Source organism: Caballeronia udeis, assembly GCF_001544555.2.
GTDB classification, from domain to species: domain Bacteria; phylum Pseudomonadota; class Gammaproteobacteria; order Burkholderiales; family Burkholderiaceae; genus Caballeronia; species Caballeronia udeis.
On the sequence record NZ_FCOK02000012.1, the window covers coordinates 97343 to 117358 of the forward strand.

Below are 20016 nucleotides of genomic sequence, written 5' to 3' on the forward strand. Positions count from 1 at the left end.
GTTCGCCGCAGCGCATGTCAGTACGCGCTGCGGCAAACCTCAAAGGACTTCATGCATCAAAAACGATGTTGAATCCCTGCTGTCACGCCCGCCTGCGTATCGGCGGCGCCGACCAGATCACGCGACAGGCTGACCTTCTGATCGTGCTTCGCCATCGCATAACCGCCTGACACATAAAGCGTCGTGCGCTTGGACAACGAATAGTTGCCCCGCACCGAGAACAACGTCGGGTCTCCGTCGCTTGCGTCCTTGATGTCCTGGTGATACACCGCGCCAATCAACGTGAAAGCCGGTGTGAATTCATACGACCCCCCCAGCCAGTACGTATCGCTGCGCAGCGCAGCAGCGGCCGTGTTGAACGCGCGCCGATAATTCCGATAACCCGCCATCACCTTCGCCGCGCCAAAGTCATAGCTCGCGCCCGCATGGATGCCCTGGATGTAGTTCGTGGAATCCGCAGGCGTCACGCTATCGCCGGCGCCATTCTGGCGATCGAATGTGGCGACCGCAGCAAACGCACCACACTCGTAGCCAAGCCCGAAGTCATATTTCGAACTTGACTTCACGCTGCCCGGTACGTTGCCAAAGCCGTACATTGCACCGAACTTCACCCCGCTGTATTCACCGTCGTAACGCACGGCGTTCGCCGAGCGCGAGAACAGACCGTCCTTGCGCCCGCCGGTTGCGGTTGCGCTCGTCGCCCACGAATAGTTGGGCGCGTAACCCATCGGGTCGAACGGCAGCATGTAGTCGTAGGTAGTGGTGAAGGTGCGGCCAAGGATCACTTGCCCCCACTTCTTGCTCTTCAGGCCCACGGTTGCACGCCGGTCGAATAATGCGTTGGGACCGTCATCGAGCTGACCGTTCGCAATGTTGATACCGCTCTCCAACTGGAATATGGCCTTCAGTCCGCCACCGAGTTCTTCCGATCCCTTGAAGCCGAACCGCGACGTGTTTTTACCACCCGATACCAGGCGCGCCATTCCACCGTCGTTACTCGCGTGATTCACGTATTCAATGCCCGCGTCGACAATGCCGTAAAGCGTCACGCTCGACTGTGCGTGCGCCGCACCGCTCAGCGCGAATGCCGCCAGGGATGCTGCTCCAATACTGCTGCGCTTCATCTGTCTTCTCCGTGTTGTGGTTATGGTTTGTGATGCGCGAACGGGGTCTCGCGCGGCCGTGAAAAGCGCGCGGGTGTCCTGCGTTCCTGTTGATGGGCGGTTAGCTCGCTTGTGCGAACGCCCAGCAATCGTTGGCCGGAAATTCGACCCAGTGCTTGCCCGGGTTCCGCGGCGTATGGCCGAATGCGCGGAAGCGCAATTCACCACAATGGAAGAGGTATTCCCAGCGGTCGCCCAGATACATCGACGTGACAAGATTCGCCTGCAAGCGGTTCTGACCGGGACCGTCCGCCACTTGCACACGCTCGAGACGGATCACCGCCTGCGCGTTCTGGCCGGCCTGCAGGGTGTCGCGAGCATGGGCATGCAACTGGAAACCATCGCCGGCGAGCACCACACGCGAACCGCTGACCGATGCCACTTTTGCATCGATGCGATTGTTGCTGCCCATGAACTCCGCCGTGTAAAGCGAGCGCGGCGAGCCGTAGAGTTCCGCAGGCGTGCCTTCCTGTTCAATGCGTCCGTTGCGCAACAGCAGGATGCGGTCGGACATCGCCATTGCTTCGGTCTGGTCGTGCGTCACGCAAAGGGCGGATAGTCCCAGCGACACAATCAGTTCCCGCAGCCACGCACGTGCTTCTTCTCGCAACTTGGCGTCGAGGTTGGAGAGGGGTTCATCGAGCAGGATGACCGGCGGGTTGTAGACGAGCGCACGCGCAATCGCCACGCGTTGCTGCTGACCACCGGATAGCTGATACGGAAAACGTTCAGCGAGATGACCGAGGCCGAGCTGATCGAGCGCGCTTTGCACGCGGCGTTTTCTCTCCGCTGTCAACACCTTGCGCAGTTTCAGCCCGTACCCCACGTTGTCCGCAACCGTGCGATGCGGCCACAGCGCATACGACTGGAACACGAGACCAAGCGAACGCTGTTCGACCGGGCAATCGATCCTGGCGGCGCCGTCGAAGAAGACTTGTTTGTCGAGTGCAATGCGCCCTTCCGACGGCTGTTCAAGACCCGCCACGGCACGCAGCAACGTGGTCTTGCCGCTGCCCGATGCACCGAGCAAACACACCACCTCGCCCGCCTTCAGTTCGAACGACACGCCCTTCAGGATCGGATTCGCGCCGTAGCTCAGGAACAGGTTGTCGACGATCAGCTTATCCATGAAGTTTCACTCTGAAGCGCAATGCCACGCCGAGCCCGGCGCCGACCATCGCAATGTTGATGACAGAAAGCGCCGCTACCTGGTCGACCGCGCCCGTCGCCCACAGCGACACGAGCAACGCGCCAATCACTTCAGTGCCGGGAGACAGCAGATAAACAGCCGTCGAATACTCACGCTCGAAAATCATGAAGATCAGCAGCCACGCGGCAAGCAAACCGAAGCGCACGAGCGGCAGCGTGACGTCGAGACTCACGCGTGAACGGGTTGCGCCGACACTGCGCCCGGCCTCTTCAAGTTCAGGTCCAACCTGCAGCAAGGCGCTTTGAATCAGGCGCATGCCATACGCGAGCCATACGACCGTGTACGCAATCCAGATGCTCCACATCGAGTTCTTCAGCTCCTTGATGCCGGGCACGAAGAGGAAGATCCAGAGGAACGCAAGACCGGCGAGCAGCCCCGGTACGGCACGCGGCAACAGCACGAGATAGTCGAGCAGCTTTGCGCCCCAGTCGTTGCGCCGATGTCCCGCGAATGCAACGAACGAATAGAAACCCACCGCAACCGCGCCGCCAATCACGCCAATGCCGAGTGTGTTGAAAATCGCGCGGACGAGGTTGTCCTGCTCGAAGAGTTCGGTGAAGTTGGCGAGCGTCAACACTTCCGAGAGTGCAACGCCTTCACCCCAGTTGGTGACGAAGGAACGCAGCACGATGCCCGAGAGCGGCACGAACACCGTGAGGAACAACCACAGCACGACGATACCCAACGCAATCCAGCGCCATGTGCCCAGCGGCAGCACGGTCTGACGACCCGTCTTGCCCTTGACCGTGACAAACTTGCTCGCGCTCTTGAGCAAACGCCGTTGCAGCAGCACGAGCGGGAAAGTGATCGCGACGATGCACATGGCGACCGCCGCCATCAGGTGATACGACGGCACGCCAAGCTTGTTGGTGAGCTTGTAGAGGTAGGTCGCGAGTACGAGGTGCCCTTCAGGATCGCCGAGAACCAGCGGCAGGCCGAACACTTCGAAGCCCAGGAAAAACACCAGTACGCCGGCGAATAACAACGCGGGCATGGTCATTGGCAGGCTGACATCGAGCGCGACGCGAAACGGCCGTGCACCGGCCACGCGAGCGGCTTCTTCTACATCGGAGCCCAGATTGCGGAGCGCCGCGGACGAATACAGATACACGTGCGGCACATGCGTGAGGCCGACAATGATCGTGATTGCGAAGATCGAATAGATCGACCATGGCGCGTTCCCGAGGCCGGTCAACTGCTTGAACCACACGGAATAGAAGCCGACCGGTCCGGCTGCGACCACGTAGCCGAACGCGAGCACCATCGGGGAAACGAAGACGGGTGTGAGCAGCAGCGGTTCGAGCCAGCGGCGTCCGGGCAAGTCGGTGCGCACCATCAGGAACGCGAGAATGCCGCCGAGCGGGATCGAGATGAACAGCATCCCGCCGGCGATGATGAATGAGTTCTTCAGCGCCGACCAGAAGTCGGGATCTTCGAAAATGAACCGGTAACCCGCAATGCCGAAGGTCCGGTTGGCATCAAAAAACGGTGCATTCAGGAAACTCTGGATCACGATAAACGACAGCGGCAACAGCACCGCCACGGTCAGTACCGCTATCACGATCCAGCGGAAGGTCGCGGCGAGACCGCGCCATCCGCCGTCGTGCAGGGCCGGCACTTTGCCGGCGCCGTTCGTCGTGAGGACGCCCGGCGCATCGTTCGAGCTTTGAGTCAGCATGCGTGTTTCCCTGCGCCTTGTGTGGCGCATGCGAGAAGTTGTCGGGGGATCCGCCGGCTCAAGCCGACGAAGGGCTTAGCGCTTGATGGCCTGCTGCCACTGCTTCAGGAATTCGAGGCGCTTGGACTGGTCGAGATAGACGAGCAAACCTGCACCGATAGGGATCGGCTTGAGGGAGTCGCCCAGTTGCTTGGTGAGCCCCGCCATGGAAGTTTCACCATCCACGTCGGCACGAATGGAGAACAGGTTGGCCTGGTTTGCGAGCAGCGTCTGGCCTCGTTTGGACAACAGGTAGTCCACCCAGAGTTTCGCCGCGTCGGGGTTCTTCGCCTTCTTCGAAATGGTCACAAGGCGGCTCACCACTTGCGTGTAATCCTTCGGATAGACATAGCCGATGGACGGATCCTTCTTCGCCTTCGCAAACGCGTACGAACCCAGAATGTTGTAGCCGATCAGGTTTTCACCGGACGAGATACGTTCCATCATCGCCCCCGTGCTCGACTGCAGCTTGGGATTCAGCGCGCCCATGGCTTCGACCAGTTGCCACGTGACCTGGGGATTCACGCGGGCATCCTGCGTCAGGTAGTTGAAGCCGACACCCGACTTCTCTATGTCGTACGTGGTGACCTTGCCCCTGAATTTGTCGGCGTGCGTGGTGAGCAGCTTGATCAGCTCGGCGCGCGTTTGCGGCACTTCGTTGGCGGGCAGCAGGCGCTTGTTGTAGACGATCGCCAGCGGCTCGTAGGTCGTGCCGTAGGCTTGCTTCTGGTACTGCGCCCACTGCGGCACGTGCGAGGCTTCAGGGGACTCGTAGCTTGCCATCAAACCGTCGTTAACCAGCTTGACCTGCAGGTCCATGGCCGAACTCCACAGCACGTCCGCGCTCGTGCTGTTCGCGGCGTTCTCGCTGATAAAGCGGTTGTAGAGCTCCGTGCTGTTCATGTCGTTGTATTCGACCTTGATCCCGTACATGGACTCGAAGTCCTTGATCAGCGGCCGCACGAGCGCCGTATCCGTGACCGAATAAATCAGCAGCTTGCCTTCCTTCTTCGCGCCGTCGATCACCGGCTGATAGCTCCCGGGATAACCCTCGGGTACCTGCGCGTACGCCGCCTGCATTGCAAAAAACAACGCCAGGGCCGCCGGCAGGCGCAACTTGTGGTTCAACTTCTTCATGTCTTCCTCCAAAAATATTTGTTGTATGTTTGTCATGTTTGAGTGGGCGCATAGTAAGTTACGGGTACTTTCAGCCCGCTTTCATTTCTTGTCGAAAAGCGCCGCTAACCCCTGTTTCGGCCTCATGGATTTCCCTGATTCCCCTCATGCGCGTACTCCTAGTCGAAGACAATCCCACCCTCGCCAAGTCGCTGACCGACGCGCTCGCGCAGGCCCGGTTCACCGTGGACTGCATGCATGACGGCGAGGCCGCCGACCACGTTTTGCGCACGCAGGACTACGCGCTCGTGATCCTCGATCTCGGACTGCCCAAGCTCGACGGGCTCGAAGTGTTGCGACGCCTGCGGCAACGTCGTAACGCGGTGCCGGTGATGATCCTGACCGCGCACGGGTCGGTGGAGGATCGGGTGAAGGGTCTGGATCTCGGCGCCGACGACTACCTCGCCAAGCCGTTCGAACTGAGCGAACTCGAAGCGCGGGCCCGCGCGCTGATCCGGCGCAGCCACGGTCATGAGCAGACGAAAACCGCGTGCGGGCCGCTCGAATACGACAGCGTCGACCACAGCTTTCGTCTCGACGGCGAGCAGCTTGCGCTGACGCCGCGCGAGCGCGCGGTGCTGGAAGTGCTGATCCTGCGCAACGGCCGCGCGATCAATAAGGAAACGCTGTCGGAGAAGATCTTCGGTATTGATGAATCCGTGAATCCGGATGCGATCGAGATCTACGTGTACCGGCTCAGGAAGAAGCTCGAACGCACCAGCGTTGCCATTGTTACGCTGCGCGGGCTGGGGTATCTGCTGGAAGCGAAACAGGAGCCTGCTGCGGCCGGCGTCTGATGAAGAAGCCCAATCTCCGGCGGCAAGTCGCGCTCTGGCTGCTGCTGCCGCTGCTCGCCCTGCTCGCGCTCGATGCGTGGCTGACGTATCAACGCGCGATGAGCGCCGCGCACGTTGCGTTCGACCGCTCGCTCGAGTACTCGCTGAAGTCGATTCGCGAAGGCACGCGCCTGGTCAATGGCACCGTGGAAGTGGACCTGCCGTATCTCGCGCTGGAAATGTTCGAATCGAACGCGGGGGGCAAGATCTATTACCTGATCCGCGAGGAAGGCGGCCGCGCGGTAACCGGCTATCCGGACTTGCCAATGCCGTCGCCGCGCGCCGCACCCGAGTCTTATCAAACGAGTTTCTACGACGCCGCTTTTCGCGGTGAAGAGTTGCGCATGGGCGTGCTGCGCCTGCCGGTGCACGACGTACCGGGTGCCCAGACGCGCGTAGTGTGGATCATGGTCGGCGAAACAATCGAGCCGCGTCAGGCGCTCGCTCGCCAGATCCTGATGGGCTCGCTGCTGCAGGAGTGCCTCCTGGTCGTGCTGGCGCTGGCGATCGTCTGGCTCGGCGTGGGACGCGGACTGAGGCCGCTGCATCTGCTCTCGGCCAAGGTCGCCGCACGCACGGAAGATGACCCCGCACCGCTCGATAAAGCGGGTCTGCCGAACGAAGTGGAGCCGCTGGTGGAGTCAATCAATCAGTACATCGGACGATTACGGCGCATGCAGGAATCACGTCGGCGCTTTTTCACCGACGCGGCGCATCAGTTGAAGACACCGCTCGCCATCATTCAGGCCGAGTCGGAACTCGCCTTGCGAGAAACCTTGAATGAGCCCGCGCGTTTGCATCTGACACGCCTGAACGGCGCCGTCAGACAAGCAGCGAAAGGCGTGCAGCAATTGCTGTCGCTATCCCGCCTTGACAACGACAGCAGCGAGATCGGCATGCTCGCGCCGCTGCGCCTCGACAAGCTCGCGCGCAGCGTGACGCTCGACTGGTCGCCCGTGGCTCGGGCCCGCAATATCGACCTCGGTTTCGAGCATGAAGCGGATGTCGAAGTCATGGGGAACCGGGAATTGCTGGCGGAATTGTGCGGCAATCTTATCGACAACGCCGTCCGTTATGCAGGCGACGGTTCCATCATCACGGTTCGCGTTGCGCGGGTGGAAGAAGACCCGTTGCTGCAGGTTGTCGACAATGGTCCGGGCATTGCGCCGCATGAGCGCGATGCAGTGTTCGAGCGTTTCTACCGGAGCCAGACGGAACAATACGTGGAAGGCAGCGGACTCGGACTCGCGATCGTGCGCGAGATCGCCCGGGTACATCATGCGCAGATCAAGCTGGGCGACGCACCCGGCGGCGGGCTGGTGGTCAGCGTCCGGTTTGCATCGAATGTGCCTTGAAACAAGCATCATTTACTTCGGAAATATCACTTCAGCGAATGCAGGGTCTCCCGGCATGTCTCGACGAATTGTTCGACGAGCGCCGATCTTTCGCCATTGATCGCGACGCTGGCTACAACCGGAATTGCTATAACCGGCGACAGCGGCACCACGCGAAGCCCTTGCGCGCGAGCCGAGAGCGCCGCGACTTCATCGACTATGGTGATCAGCTTCGAGCGCGCCGCCAGCGCAACCAGCGAGTGATAGGACTGCGCGGTGACGGCGACATCGAAGGTCACCGAGAGCTCCTCCAGACGCTTGGCGAGCAGCCTTCCCAGCGGGTCCGCAGGATCCGGCCCGGCAATCTCGCGGCCCTCCAGCACACCGAGTTCAATGGACGGCGTGTCCGGCAACATGGAAGGATGCCCCACGCAAACAAGCCGGCTGGCAGCCAGTTCGATCTCCTTGATGGCAGGGTGGGACACGCTGTGATACAGGATGCCGACGTCCGCCTCCATGAGCGCGATGCTGGCAACGGCGGTCGCCGAGTAATCTGAACGAATCGACAGCTTCACGCCCGGATGCTTCGCTCGAAACGCCAGCGCGGCATCTGCCACCATGGTCTGGGCCAGTGCGGGCGCGGCGAGAATGCGTATGGACGAATCGCCGGTGCCGCCGCGCAGATTCTGCGCGAGCCGCTGAACGGCCTGAAGCTGTTCGTCGAGCCGCAGTATCTCGGGGAACAGCAACTGTGCCTCCCGGGTCGGTATCAGCTTGCCGCGAACCCGGTCGAAGAGCGGATAACCTAACTGGCGCTCCGCACTTTGCAGGATTTGCGTGATTGCCGGCTGCGTGAGAGACAGCAGTGCGGCAGCTGCTTTAAGCGTTCCTGTGACGCGGATAGCGTTCACTACCTCTATATGCCTGAGCCGCATCGAATGGGGAGTCCGGTTGGGTTCAATTTCGCAGTGGACCCGGGCGAGCGGCCGGCCGTCTGTTCATGCGTTGGTCAACACGCTCGCGCTGGCCGCGACGGGGTCCACCCGCTTGCGAAAGTACAGGATACACAACAGCGCAAGCACCGCCGTGACCATGACGTAATAAGCGGGAATGAACTTGCTGCCGGTCGCGTTGGCGATCCACGTGCAGATCATCAGCGACAATCCGCCGAACACCGCAAAGGTCAAGTTATGAACGATCGCGATGCTGGTCGTGCGGGTGTCGTGAGGAAAGAGTTCGGCCACGAACGCGGGCATCGCGCCTTGAAACACCATCACGCACGCGGTCAATCCGGTGACGCAGAACACGTACGTCGTAACCGTCGGCGACGCGACCATCAGATGAAACGCGGGGATAGTCAGGATGGCCGTCAGCGAGGTGCCTGTCGCGATCAGCGGAAGGCGGCCCACCCGGTCCGAAAGAGCGCCGAAGACCGGCGGCAAGACGATCTGCGCAACAGAATATCCGATGGCGCCCCACATGGAGTCCGCCGCGCTCATGCCCAGCACTTTCTGTGCATATAGGGGGATGAATACACCGAGCAGATAATTTGTCGATGCCGCCAGCGAGTACAAACCGACCGCCGCCATGATGCGCATCTTCGCGGTTGCAAAGGTGTTGCGGATCGGGTTGCGTTCGTGGCTGGCCGCTTTGAATTCAGGGGTTTCATCAACACGGCGGCGGATCCAGTAACCAAACGGCACGATCGCAAGCCCGATCAGGAACGGTATGCGCCAACCCCACGATAGCAGGGTATCGGGCGTCATCAGCTTGTTCGTGCCTAGTCCCACGAGGCTTGCCAGACCGGTCGCAAGACCAATCCCGACCACCTGGTAGCTGGCGAAATAACCCTTCATGCGCGCGGGCGCATGTTCGGTCACGAAGGATACCGTCGACCCGAATTCACCGCCCGCCGAGAAGCCCTGCAAGATCTTGCCCAGGACCAGGATCAACGTACCGGCAACTCCGAACATGGCATAGGTCGGCGCGCACGCGATCACCAGGGTACCGGCACCCATGAGCCAGATCGTGAGCATCATGCCCGCCTTGCGGCCGCGCTTGTCGCTATAGGCACCCAGCACCATCGCCCCCAGAGGCCGGATGAAATAGCTGACGCCGAAGGTCGCGGCGGCGGCCAGCATCGACGTGTAGGCGTCACCGGTCGGAAAGAAGGCTTTGGCAATAACCACCGCCAGAAAACCATACACAAACAGGTCGTAGAACTCGAGCATATTGCCGACCAGCGCCGACGCCAGGATGCGCCGGAACTTACTGCGCTGCGCGGGGGTTAGAACGTTATCGGTGGACATGGGCGTTTCCTTTTCCGATGCGTGAGGTCTCAGTGGGCCGCGTGACAGCGGACGCACTGACGATCTTTCAGGGGGGCAGCCGCGCTTCAACGCCGGCCGGCGCATTCAGGTAATCAAATGCGGTTAGCGCGAAGATTTCGCCTAGCGCGCGCAGTTCGTCGACGTGCACGTATTCATCCGCCGCACCCATGTTGTAGGAAGTCAGGCCGCATACGACCGTCGGTACGCCGTGCCGGCGATACAACCGCGCGTCGGACGCACCCACGCGCATGTTGACGACCGGTTCGGTGCCAAGCTTCGCTGCACAATTGCGTTTGAGTGTTTGAATGACCTCGTGGTCGGGATCGGTCCAGCTCGGTTCGTATTCGCGGACAATCTCCAGAGAAACCCCAGGATGACGAGCGACGATCGCGTTTATCCTGGCTGTCATCTGAGCCACCGATACGCCGACGGGAAGCCGGATATCGGCCGTTGCGCTCGCGTGATCCGCAATCAGATTCGATAACCGGCCGCCGCTGATCGTGCCGAATGTAATGGTGGGACAGCGAAGAACATCGCTTTCGCCCAAGCCCGAGATTGCCTCGGACACAGCGGCTGAACGCTCGATCGCGGCGAGCACTTCGGGTGGAGCGGCAACCGTATAGTCACGTACGCTCTTGAGCTCCTGAATGGCATCCAGCAATTTTTCAATCGCGCTGTCGCCCTTGTGGACGTGTGCCGCGTGAGCCGACTTGCCGGTTGCATCGAGGCGCAGCCAGATCATTCCCTTTTCGCCGAATCGCAGCACATGGGGCGACCCGGTGTCGGCGCTGATCATCGCGTCGCCGGCTGCATGCGGGACATGATCGAGCAGATACCCGCTGCCCTCGGTGCCCATGCTTTCTTCGTCACCGGCAAACGTCGCGACCACCTCGCCAGCAAACGAATCACGCAGTCTGGCGAGATGGCGCAATGCGAAGATGATGGCCGCGAGACCCCCCTTCATGTCGGACACCCCTAGCCCAAATAACTTTCCGCCGCGCTCCTCGCCGTTGAAATCAGCAGACCATTGCTTCGCGCTGACAAGGGGGAACGTGTCGAGGTGCCCGTTGAAAACGAGTCGTCGGCCCGGGGTGGCACCGCGGACGCGGACCACGAGATTCATCACATGCGGGAGGGTGCCGTAGCGTTCGACGCTAACGTCGAAACCGTCGAACATCGCCTCGATCGCATCTGCCATGGCGTGCGTGCTGCCCGGCGGATAAGCGCTGGGAACAGCCACCAGGGCGCGCGCGAGGGCAACGATCTCGTGACTGGATTGTGCGACGGCTCCGCCAAGCGCACTGCGCGTGTGAGCGATTTCAGCATCGCCCGCAATTGCCTCATCGGCTAGCATGTCTGGTCTCCAACTACTTGAATGCGCGTGTTTCACCTGATGTGAAACACCCGGCATTGACTAGATGGTCGGTAGCCGAATTAGCCCGGTCCAATCAGCCAAAATGGGTTGGGTATAAGTAAAACTTAAGCGGCGTGACGCGTGGATAAGGGAGCGATAGCCTCGCCGGAAAGATCAGGAGGCCGTTACAATGCCTTTGGCAGGTTCATTGGCCGGACTGCAGCAACGTTTAGCGAAGCTGCGTAGCCGGATTGGGGAATGCCGGTGCTGCGCACGCCCGGATCATCTCCAGAAAAACAGGCTGGCCGGCACTGAGAGGATCTATGTTCAATGACATGTTCCGCGTAGTGAATGGACCGGATGGACGTCATTTCTATGTCCACACCGACAGCCTTCCCGTGGCGATTCTTCTCGTCATTGTGTTGTTCCTGGCTATCGCGTTGGCCAGCGCGCTCTGCTACTACATCACCCGCTTCATCTTGCTGAAGATCGTTGGCTACCTTGCGCGCGGCGAGCGCCGCAAGTGGCTGCGTGCCGCGGAGCGCCGCAAGGTGTTTCATCGGCTGGCGCCGCTGGTGCCCGCGGCCATCATCTATATTTCAGCGCCGCTGCTGACCGGAGTCACGTTTCCGGTCATTTCCATGCTGGGTCGTCCGGTGGAGACGTTGTCGGCATGCTTCATGGTGGTGACCGTCCTGCGCGCCGCATTCGCGTTCCTGAGCAGCATTGAGGATCGCTATAGTCATTTTCATTTTGCAAGCCAGAGACCGATCAAAAGCTTTCTTCAGATAGCCGCTATCGTCCTGTACGTGCTTGCGCTGATTGCCGCAGTGTCACTGCTGTTGCATCGTTCACCGGCCAATTTCCTCACTGGCGTGAGCGCGATGACCGCGTTGCTGATCATCGTCTTCCGGGATTCGCTGCTGGGGTTTGTCGCCAGCATTCAACTGGCCGCCTACGACATGCTGCGCGTGGGCGACTGGATCGAGGTACCTGGATTCGTGGCCGACGGCACGGTCATTGATATCGCGCTGAACACGATCAAGGTGCGCAATTTCGACAACTCGATTGTCATGCTGCCGAGCTATGTATTGCTGACCAACAGCGTCAAGAACTGGCGCGGCATGGTTGAATCCGGCGGCCGGCGAGTCAAGCATGCCATTCACCTGGACTTTGAGAGCATCCGGTTTTGCGACGATGAACTGCTTGCCAAACTAAGGGCGAGCACCGCCTTTCGGGTGCCGTTCACCCTGCCCGACGACGCGCAACGCCTGACCAATCTCGGCATGTTTCGCCTGTATCTGGTGGGGTACTTTCGCCACTATCCGGGTATCCGAAGCGACATGCCGCTGGTGGTTCGCCAGTTGCAATCCTCCAGCCAGGGTCTGCCGCTGGAAGTGTTCCTGTTCGTGAACGAAACAAGCTGGGAGTCATACGAACAGATCCAGTCGGATATGTTCGACCACGTCTATGGCATCCTGCCGCTGTTCGAATTGCGCGTCTGGCAAAAGCGCTAGCGGCGTTGGGGTAAACGTAGTCGCAAACGCAGTCGCCGCCCGGTTACCCCGTCAATCCCTCGACAATGCATACCACAACCGTAAAAGCGCCAATGCAGGCCGCCAGAGTGGCTGCTGCCTTCGCAAAAGGGTTCATGCCGGCCTCCAAATCTGTAAAGGGAAGCGCATTTTATATTGAAATGAAAGCTAAAAGAAATAATTGTATTAAATGAAAGATTAAGAAATCGGGCGTCGCCGGTGGAGGCTTTGTTGAGGATAATTCGCGAAAAATCATTAGGTATCCTGATTATTTCTCGACAAGGAAAAGACGAAGCCGGCTTGCGGCGCTCTCAAATGACCCGTCGGTTTGCCGCAAGCACCCTTCCCCGAGTCAATCCAAACCTACAGCCCCCTTGCCTATCTTATTTTTAGGCGGTATCTTGGCGGGGTTCTAATCGCTAGCGCGGGAGAGACTGTCACGGAAGCATGGTGACGGCGCCGACGGAGCAACCGCCCCGGAAACTCTCAGGCCAAAGGACCGCGTAGCAGGAACATCTGGAGAGCGGCGCTTTAATGCGCCCACCGACGGGGATGTCGTGCGTGCAACGCCACGACTGAAACTCTCAGGTAAACGGACAGATGGGGCATAGACGCCGGAAATCCCGGCGATGCCCAACTTTCATCTGGACCTTGTCATGTCACGAATCGCCATCATTGGCGCCGGTATCACCGGCGTCACGACTGCTTACGCCCTCGCTGAACGCGGCCACGACGTCACCGTTTTCGAGCGTCATCGATACGCGGCAATGGAAACATCGTTCGCCAACGGCGGCCAGCTTTCCGCGAGCAACGCCGAGGTCTGGAACAGCATGGCCACCGTGCTCAAGGGCTTGCGGTGGATGTTCACGCGCGATGCACCGCTGCTGCTGAACCCGGCGCCCACCTGGCACAAGTATTCATGGATGGGCGAGTTCCTGCGCCAGATCCCGAACTACCGGGCGAATACCGTCGAGACAGTGCGCCTTGCCATTGCCGCCCGCGAGCATCTGTTCGGGATTGCCGAGCGCGAAGGCATTGACTTCGACCTCGAGCAGCACGGCATCCTGCATATGTACCAGCAGAAAAAGGACTTCGATACCGCCGCGAAAGTGAACGTGCTTTTGCAGTCGGGCGGCCTTGACCGGCGCGCGGTGACAAGCGACGAGATGCGCGCGATCGAACCCACGCTGCAAGGCGATTTCCACGGTGGATTTTTCACGCCGTCCGACTCGACCGGCGACATCCACAAATTCACGCGGGGTCTTGCCGAAGCCTGCGAGCGGCGCGGCGTGCGCTTTCATTACGACACGCAGATCGCGGATATCGAGCAGCGCGGCGACGGGCCGTTCGCCATGCGTGTGCTGCACGGCGGCAGCGCGGATGACGAGCAACAACATGGCTTCGACCGCATCGTGGTGTGCGCGGGCGTGGCAAGCCGCCAGATAGCGTCCATGCTCGGCGATCACGTGAATATCTATCCGGTGAAGGGTTATTCGATCACCGTGTGCCTGGATGACGCCGCGAGTCGCGAGGGTGCGCCGTGGGTCAGTCTGCTCGACGACAGCGCGAAGATTGTCACGAGCCGGCTTGGCGCCGACCGCTTTCGCGTTGCGGGTACGGCTGAAATCAACGGCTTTAATCGCGACATTCGCTCGGACCGGATCGCACCGCTCGTCGACTGGACGCGCCGCTATTTTCCGGATGTTGCAACATCGCGCGTAATCCCGTGGGCGGGCTTGCGGCCGATGCTGCCAAGCATGTTGCCGAAGGTCGGGAGCGGCAAGCGTCGCGGCGTGTTCTACAACACCGGGCATGGGCACCTGGGATGGACGCTGTCTGCTGCGACGGCGCACAGCATTGCGGAGCGCATGTAGGGCGGTGGTTTTTCGCTCGCGCCGGGCATTCGCTTTTCCGCTCTGTCTGTCTTCTGGCGCGTCGATGTGATCCGCGCGTTGTTGCAAAGTCCCTGACCCAAAACCCTTGAACGATACCGCCCGCGCGCTCGTCTCTTTATTGAGATGGACGTGCGGAAAGGTGCGTTACGGTTTCGCGTTTGCCGTTAAAAAATCAGGAGACAAACGGGATGCGCGTGGAACTGTTCAACTACGGACGTCACTGATACATGCTGTGTGGTCCGAGTGATTTGTCGCCCCGTGAGCGCTACGAAACCGAGCTTGACGCACTCGCAGCAGGAGCGAAACTGTTTGCGGATCGGAACGAGAGAGATTGGGCGTCTCAACCTGAAGATATGGCATGCAAAGCGCGCGCTTTCGCCAACTATCAGCGGTGCAGGGGCTATTAATGCAATCAAAACGTCAGACGTGCAGCGTGTCCGTCTATAACGAGGGAACAAACACAATCTCCACATATCATGTGCCAGTGGATGCCATTGCCGGGGCGCTCGCGGAACACGCGAGCTTTGACGTGCCGCTGGATGACTTTCACAATCGAGTTGATGATGATTTTGCTAGACGTTTGGGGGGAATGGTATTGCTTACTCTCGCGTCCAGATCGCAGTTTCTAAAAGACCACCTTTCGATTACGACAGAAAGAGACCCCGAAGGCCCGCCAAGCGCTTGAAGCATCGGCCCGCACACTTGCGGGCCTTTGTGGATCAGTGGCGACGTGGCCGGGTTTATGCCGCATCGCTAGCGATATGGTCGTTCGCGGCGCGCTTCTCACATCGCCGTTCCCACTCTTGCGCACTGCGTACCGCCATCAACACCTTGCGCGGCCCGGCGCGTAGTTCGGCTGGACCTTCGCCTGCCTTTTGAAGCGCGTAATAGTTCGTGCGGTCTATGTGATAGAGCGAGCGAAACTCACCGCGTAGCACTCGCCCTCAGTGAACGCTCGACCGGCGCGTCGAGCACAAGACGGCCGAATTCCTGCGCGGCCAGCGTGGGTTCGCCCTTGCCCCATAGCAGCCTGAATTCCGCTTCCGGCAGGGGTGGCAAACCGTACTGCCCGTCGACAACCACAATCCCCGGCTCCAGGTCATCGCGTGTCAGCGGCGTGATCGCGAGCCCCGCCAACACAGCCGCGCGGATACCCGACTGACTCGACGACGTAAACGCAACGTGCCAGTCGACCGGCAGGCCATCGAGCGCCTCCAGCGCCACTCGCCGGTTCACACACGGCGCCGGAAAGAACGCGAGCGGCAACGGCGCCCCCGCACGCGCGTCGAACGATTCGGCCGCCGCCCAGACAAACCGCGTTCGCCGCAACACAATGCCCTCTGCACCCCGATCCGCTTCCCCGCACTCGCATAGCACCACGGCAAGATCCAGTTCGTGCGCGGCGACCATCGCCTGCGAGTCAAGACTCATGCCCACGCTCACGTCCAGCCGCACGTTCGGAAACGCTCGCGAAAATTGCGTCAGCAAAACGGGTAGCCGTTCTCCCATGAAAATATCCGGCGCTCCAAAACGCACGACACCGGAAGCCGGGGAGGATTGAAAACGCTGAGTGACCGCATCCATCGCGTTGAGGATTTGCATGGCGTAACGCAAAAAATCCTCGCCGTCTTCGGTCAGAGTCAGACTGCGCGTGGTCCGATATAAAAGCGGCCGGCCCACCTCCTCTTCAAGCCGCCGTATCTGGTGACTGATCGCGGATTGCGTCAGGTTCAGCCGTCGCGCCGCCCGGGTAAAACCACCGGCTTCCGTTACAGCGACAAACGCGCGCAGGAGTGCAAGGTCGAGGTTCATGGTCGCGACTGGTCCAAATCAATGATGATGGTGCTTAATCAATGATAGTAAATTAAATCATTTCCGTCATAGCGCAAGGCGGCCGAGAATCAATCCAACGACTTCTTCCGGTAGCCTGCCATGGATGTTCCACCTCGCGCTCCAAATCAACTGGCCGTCACGCTGCTGCTGACCGCCGTGATCGCCGCGACCTACGGGTTCGGCGTCTACCTGTTTCCCGTTGTCTTGCCGCAGATGAAACAGGACATCGGCTTCGACTATGCACAGGCCGGATACATCACGGCTGCACGGCAACTGGCCAATGTCGCCATGGCGTTGTTGTCCGGCTTCGTCGCCGCGCGTTTGGGCGCAGCCAGGGTGGTACTCGCGGCAACCGCGCTGTCGGCCATCGACCTCGCGAGTCTCGCGTTCGCCAATCACACATGGATGGTGAGCGCCGCTGTCGTGACACTCAACGCGTGCGCCGCTGCGACCTGGGTGCCCATGATGGCGCTGATCGCACCGTTGATCGACCAGCGCCATCAGGCGAAAGCCATCGGGGTGATTGGCAGCGGCACGAACTACGGCGTCTTGCTGAACGGCTTGATGGTGCCCGCGTTGCTGGCGTTGTGGGGCTGGCGCTCGGTATGGCTCGTGACCGCTCTGCTGACCGTTGTGTTGAGCGCCGTTATCGCGCTTGTGTTCGCACGCCTTCCGCGTATGTCGAAAACGCAGCCGCCTCCCGCATCAACGCGTAAGGCTACGCACCCCCGCGAGCGACCGGGGCTGCGGCAAACGCTTGGCCGGCGATTCCTGCTGGTGTACGCCATTGCGTTGTTATGCGGTTTTTCCGGCGTGCCGTTCATCACCTACTTCTCGGCTTATGCGCACGACGACCTGCATCTGGGCCTCGACGTCACCGCACACGCATGGGCGCTCGTGGGGCTGGTCGGTGTGGTGAGCGGACTGGTGCTTGGCGTGATTGCCGATATGAATGGTAGTCCTGAAAAAAACGGACGCACGCAAAGAGACGGCATGCGTACGGCTTTGGTCAGCGCCAGCGCACTGCTTCTGTGCGCCTCCGTGATCGCGACAATGCGTCCGGGCGCTTACGCGCTGATGGTTGCAGCGATCGCGATAGGTTTTTCGTTCTTCCCGATCTTCGGCCTTCTGCACGCATATGTCGGCAAGACGAGCACGCCGGCTATCGCGGCAATGGTGTGCGGAATCTGCGAGGCGGCGTTCGGCGTAGGCGGCGGGTTGGGAAACGTAGTGGGCGGGTTATGCAAGACGGTATTCGGTTCTTTTCAGCCGGTGTACGGGTTGGCATCGGCGGCCTCCCTGCTGCTTGTCGGACTGACTTTCCTTGTACCGAACACACGGCGCGCAACGCCGGTTTGCAGAAGCAGCCTCGCTGATTTGCAGTAACCGCATATCAGACGAGACCGCTTCTCCGCAGAACTTAAACGCTCAAGCCCGCTCCTCAAACGCGCGGCGCAACGACAACGCAATACCTTGCGCCGCGCGCTTCACTTCATCGAGCGCAGGAAAGGTCGGCGCAACGCGCAGATGCCGGTCGCGCGGATCAAGACCATGAGGGAACGCAGCGCCGGCCGGCGTCATTGCAATGCCCGCTTCGGCGGCCAGTGCGACCGTGCGTTTGGCGAGACCGTCGGGCGTATAGAGACTGATGAAATAACCCCCTTGGGGTATGGTCCACGACACGCCAGGCAGATCGGCAAGGATCTCGCTGAAGGTCGTGGTCATGGCGTCGAACTTGGGCCGTAACAGCGCCCGGTGCCGCTCCATCAAGTCCTCCAATGTCTGCCGGCCGCGCAGCACCCGGACGTGGCGGAGTTGATTGAGCTTGTCCGGCCCGATGGTCCTGATAAACGAGCAGCGCTGCCACCAGTCGACGTTACGCCGCGACGATGCAACGAACGCCAACGCGGCCCCCGCTATCGTGATCTTGGACAGCGACGCGAACATCAGCGCCCGGTCCGGATGACCCGCTTCCGCGCAAGCATCGATCATGTTCAACGTGGTGTGCTTCTGCTCGGTCAAGTGATGGAACCGGTAAGCGTCATCCCAGAACAGGCGGAAGTCGGAGGCGGCGGTCTCCATGGAGGCGAGACGGCGGATGGTATCGGCCGAGTAGATTTCACCGGTTGGATTGCTGTACAGCGGCACGCACCACATGCCCTTGATGGCCGGATCGGCAGCGACCTGCGCTTCGACAAAATCCATATCGGGGCCATTGCCGGTCAGCGGCACCGGGATCATGCGCACGCCAAGCGCCGCGCAGATCGAGAAATGGCGGTCGTATCCCGGCACGGGGCAGAGGAACGCGACATCCCCCGCGTTGCGCCACGGCCTGCCGTCAGCCATGCCGTGCAGGATGGCAAACGCAATGGCGTCATGCATCAGCTCAAGGCTGGAATTGCCCGCCGCCACGACCTGTTCCGCGGCAACCCCAAGCAGATCGGCACCGAGCTCACGTGCCTCGGGCAGACCCAGGGCATGACCATAATTACGGCAATCAATGCCATCGCGCGACGTGAATTCGCCCGCCTTCAGCGCGTTGGCCAGTGCGTCCGAGCACAGGTCGAGTTGTTCCGAAGACGGCTTTCCGCGAGTCATATCGATTGTGAGTCCGAGCTTCCTGAAGTCATCGTAAGTCATCGGCATCGTTTCTTTTCCGGCCATTCGCGTTGAGGGACGCCCAGTATGCAAGGCCGTCAGCATTCAGAAAAGCGAGTTATATTGAAGACTTCGTTCAGCTTTTCTGATACCGATGAAAACCTTCGATCTCGATGCGCTCTCCATGTTTGTCGCCGTCGCCGACACAGGCAGCTTCCTGCGCGGCGCCGCTCTCGTGCATCGCTCGCAATCCGCCGTGAGCATGCAGATCAAGTCGCTCGAGGCGTCTTTGGGGAAGCCCTTGTTTTCGCGCAAGCCGCGCAACATCACGCTGACCCAGGACGGCCATGTGCTGCTCGCCTACGCGCGGCGTTTGCTTGCCCTGCGCGACGAAGCCTGGGCCTCGATTGTTCGACCGGACGTCAGGGGGCGGGTGGCGATCGGGGTACCGGACGACTACGCGTCGTCTCTCCTGCCCTCCGTGCTGAGAAAATTTTCCGCGACTTACCCGAAGGTCGAGATCCAGGTCATCGGCATGCCGAGCAACGCACTGGCGCCGCTTATCAAGGAAGGCAAGATCGATCTCGCCTGCATGACGCGCATGAAGGGATTGAGCGGCGACTTTATCCGCCTGGAACCCATGGTCTGGGCCGGTTACGCTGTCGGCAACGAGGTCTGGAAGGAACGCCCGCTGCCCATTGCCGTCTTCGCGCCGGGCAGCGTCGCGCGGTCCAAGGCGATCCACGCGCTCGAACGGGCGAAGATCAGCTATCGCACGTCTTACGAAAGCCCCAGCCTGCTGGGCCTTTTCAGCATGGTGGAGGCGGGGCTCGCAATCGCGCCGCTGTCCCGGTGCAGCATCCCGGAACGGTTCGTCCAACTTGGCAGCGCGGACGGCTTGCCGGCGTTGCCGGACCTGGAAATCGTGCTCGCGCGCAGCGCGGGATCGAACCGGCCGCCGTGTGATTTCCTGGCGGAACAGATCCTGGCGGACCTGCGAATCTGAGCCCGTGCGAGCTAATGTGGTCAGACGGT

General features: G+C 60.7%; 16 protein-coding genes and 1 riboswitch. Of the genes, 7 read left to right on the forward strand and 9 right to left on the reverse strand.

What is annotated here, in order from left to right:
• Positions 1-56: 56 nt before the first annotated feature.
• The 4 genes from AWB69_RS11670 to AWB69_RS11685 all read right to left on the reverse strand — a co-directional run bounded on the left by AWB69_RS11670 (position 57) and on the right by AWB69_RS11685 (position 5227).
• Positions 57-1124, reverse strand: a complete 1068-nt coding sequence (locus AWB69_RS11670) for a porin (RefSeq protein ID WP_062085057.1) — start codon at positions 1122-1124, stop codon at positions 57-59.
• Positions 1125-1224: 100 nt separating this feature from the next.
• A complete protein-coding gene (locus AWB69_RS11675; protein WP_062085058.1) occupies positions 1225-2292 on the reverse strand; it encodes an ABC transporter ATP-binding protein in 1068 nt (355 codons plus the stop codon).
• Positions 2285-4051, reverse strand: a complete 1767-nt coding sequence (locus AWB69_RS11680; RefSeq protein WP_062085059.1) for an ABC transporter permease — start codon at positions 4049-4051, stop codon at positions 2285-2287. Before AWB69_RS11680 ends, AWB69_RS11675 begins: the two co-directional genes overlap by 8 nt.
• A gap of 75 nt (positions 4052-4126) precedes the next feature.
• Complete coding sequence (locus AWB69_RS11685; protein ID WP_062085060.1) at positions 4127-5227, reverse strand: ABC transporter substrate-binding protein; 1101 nt, start codon at positions 5225-5227, stop codon at positions 4127-4129.
• Positions 5228-5373: 146 nt separating this feature from the next.
• Between AWB69_RS11685 and AWB69_RS11690 the strand changes: the two genes are divergently transcribed.
• On the forward strand, positions 5374-6063 hold the full coding sequence (locus tag AWB69_RS11690; RefSeq protein ID WP_062085061.1) for a response regulator: 690 nt from the start codon (positions 5374-5376) through the stop codon (positions 6061-6063).
• Positions 6063-7457: a sensor histidine kinase gene (locus tag AWB69_RS11695; RefSeq protein WP_062085062.1), complete on the forward strand. Its 1395-nt coding sequence runs from the start codon at positions 6063-6065 to the stop codon at positions 7455-7457. Before AWB69_RS11690 ends, AWB69_RS11695 begins: the two co-directional genes overlap by 1 nt.
• A gap of 26 nt (positions 7458-7483) precedes the next feature.
• Here the strand turns inward: AWB69_RS11695 and AWB69_RS11700 are convergent, their stop codons facing one another.
• From AWB69_RS11700 to AWB69_RS11710, 3 genes are all read right to left on the reverse strand, one after another.
• Positions 7484-8371 carry a LysR family transcriptional regulator gene (locus AWB69_RS11700; RefSeq protein ID WP_075643898.1) on the reverse strand — a complete coding sequence of 296 codons (888 nt, stop codon included), beginning with the start codon at positions 8369-8371 and terminating at the stop codon, positions 7484-7486.
• A 63-nt stretch (positions 8372-8434) separates the two neighbouring features.
• Positions 8435-9745 (reverse strand): MFS transporter, encoded by a 1311-nt coding sequence (locus AWB69_RS11705; RefSeq protein WP_062085064.1) that lies wholly within the window; start codon positions 9743-9745, stop codon positions 8435-8437.
• A 67-nt stretch (positions 9746-9812) separates the two neighbouring features.
• Positions 9813-11120 (reverse strand): M20/M25/M40 family metallo-hydrolase, encoded by a 1308-nt coding sequence (locus AWB69_RS11710; protein WP_062085065.1) that lies wholly within the window; start codon positions 11118-11120, stop codon positions 9813-9815.
• Positions 11121-11443: 323 nt separating this feature from the next.
• On the opposite strand from AWB69_RS11710, the gene AWB69_RS11715 reads away from it, so the two are divergent.
• The 3 genes from AWB69_RS11715 (at position 11444) to AWB69_RS47605 (ending at position 15235) form a co-directional block, all read left to right on the forward strand.
• A complete protein-coding gene (locus AWB69_RS11715) occupies positions 11444-12637 on the forward strand; it encodes a mechanosensitive ion channel family protein (protein WP_062085066.1) in 1194 nt (397 codons plus the stop codon).
• A gap of 433 nt (positions 12638-13070) precedes the next feature.
• Positions 13071-13167, forward strand: a riboswitch (glycine riboswitch).
• Between the two features lie 144 nt (positions 13168-13311).
• A complete protein-coding gene (locus tag AWB69_RS11720; RefSeq protein WP_062085104.1) occupies positions 13312-14529 on the forward strand; it encodes a D-amino acid dehydrogenase in 1218 nt (405 codons plus the stop codon).
• A 379-nt stretch (positions 14530-14908) separates the two neighbouring features.
• Positions 14909-15235, forward strand: a complete 327-nt coding sequence (locus tag AWB69_RS47605) for a hypothetical protein (protein ID WP_156528816.1) — start codon at positions 14909-14911, stop codon at positions 15233-15235.
• Positions 15236-15474: 239 nt separating this feature from the next.
• On the opposite strand, the gene AWB69_RS11730 is transcribed toward AWB69_RS47605, so the two are convergent.
• The gene (locus AWB69_RS11730; RefSeq protein ID WP_062085068.1) at positions 15475-16362 is read right to left on the reverse strand and encodes a LysR substrate-binding domain-containing protein; all 888 of its coding nucleotides are present in this window, start codon (positions 16360-16362) and stop codon (positions 15475-15477) included.
• 120 nt (positions 16363-16482) lie between these two features.
• On the opposite strand from AWB69_RS11730, the gene AWB69_RS11735 reads away from it, so the two are divergent.
• Positions 16483-17769 carry an MFS transporter gene (locus tag AWB69_RS11735; RefSeq protein ID WP_062085069.1) on the forward strand — a complete coding sequence of 429 codons (1287 nt, stop codon included), beginning with the start codon at positions 16483-16485 and terminating at the stop codon, positions 17767-17769.
• A 42-nt stretch (positions 17770-17811) separates the two neighbouring features.
• Here the strand turns inward: AWB69_RS11735 and AWB69_RS11740 are convergent, their stop codons facing one another.
• A complete protein-coding gene (locus AWB69_RS11740; RefSeq protein ID WP_062085070.1) occupies positions 17812-19029 on the reverse strand; it encodes an aminotransferase class I/II-fold pyridoxal phosphate-dependent enzyme in 1218 nt (405 codons plus the stop codon).
• 106 nt (positions 19030-19135) lie between these two features.
• Here AWB69_RS11740 and AWB69_RS11745 point away from each other — a divergent pair, with 106 nt between their 5' ends.
• Positions 19136-19987 (forward strand): LysR substrate-binding domain-containing protein, encoded by an 852-nt coding sequence (locus tag AWB69_RS11745; protein ID WP_062085071.1) that lies wholly within the window; start codon positions 19136-19138, stop codon positions 19985-19987.
• Positions 19988-20016 lie beyond the last annotated feature (29 nt).